Source organism: Bacillus sp. LR--39, from assembly GCF_053613335.1.
The window spans coordinates 1-948 of record NZ_JBSIOT010000457.1; the positions used below are offsets into that span (position 1 = coordinate 1).

General features: G+C 41.1%; 3 protein-coding genes. 2 read left to right on the forward strand and 1 reads right to left on the reverse strand.

From position 1 onward, the window contains the following. The coding region (locus ACWHAR_RS24100; protein WP_452088061.1) for a MarR family winged helix-turn-helix transcriptional regulator at nt 1-385 on the reverse strand (385 nt) is incomplete at its 3' end. Nucleotides 386-609: 224 nt separating this feature from the next. On the opposite strand from ACWHAR_RS24100, the gene ACWHAR_RS24105 reads away from it, so the two are divergent. Continuing rightward, nucleotides 610-720, forward strand: coding sequence for a protein usd (locus ACWHAR_RS24105; protein WP_010886628.1), 111 nt, complete (start codon nt 610-612; stop codon nt 718-720). Nucleotides 721-734: 14 nt separating this feature from the next. Continuing rightward, on the forward strand, nt 735-948 hold a 214-nt coding region (gene spoIIID, locus ACWHAR_RS24110; RefSeq protein WP_452088062.1), incomplete at its 3' end, for a sporulation transcriptional regulator SpoIIID.

Below are 948 nucleotides of genomic sequence, written 5' to 3' on the forward strand. Positions count from 1 at the left end.
GAGAAAAAGCTTCTTTATCTTCATCCCGGAAATCAGCAAGCAGCTCTTCCTCGAATTTCAGCATTTTCACATTGATTTCTTCGTATTTTTTCTCGGCTTCTTTTGTGAGGACAACAAGTTTTTCCCGTTTGTCTTCACCTTGCCGTCTCTGAACCCAGCCGTTCTCCTCCAGGCGTTTGATCGTCCGAGTCACAGTCGGCGCTTCCACATTTAAATAGGACCAAATCTCTTTTTGAGTCATTGGTCCGATCGTACGCAAACAATATAAAACTGACCATTGGGATGAATAAAGGCCGAATGGCTCTAGCTGTTCATTGGCTTTCTTGGCAATCAGGCGGGCGCTTTGGTTGATTTGATGAATGAGGTGTCTGTTGACGTAGGACATGTCGGTCTCCTTCTAAAAAACTTACCTAAGTAACTAATTGCTTATTTCATTTTACAGGAGCGATCTATAGTTGTAAAGGTGAAAATTTAGTGACGCGAAATAGTTTGCTGAATCTGAAAAAGTTCGTTTCACCCCTTGTCCTTATTGAGTTTTTAGCATATTCCCAAAAGAATGCTAATACACTGTTACAAACCTAACAAAGAGAGTGTTTGAGGTGAGGGATCGTGGGCATATTTCACAAACTTACTTTTAAAACCATACAACGAAGAAGCGGCATAATGAACGACTCTTTACAGAATACGGATCTCATTTCACACTTCTCACATCCATTTTAGGGAGGTCGAGTGGTGTGCACGATTACATCAAAGAGCGAACAATCAAGATAGGGAAGTACATCGTGGAGACAAAGAAAACCGTTCGTGTCATTGCGAAGGAATTTGGTGTTTCCAAAAGTACAGTACACAAGGATTTAACAGAGCGTCTGCCTGAAATTAACCCCGACTTGGCAAACGAAGTGAAAGAAATACTCGATTATCATAAATCCATCAGGCATTTAAGAGGAG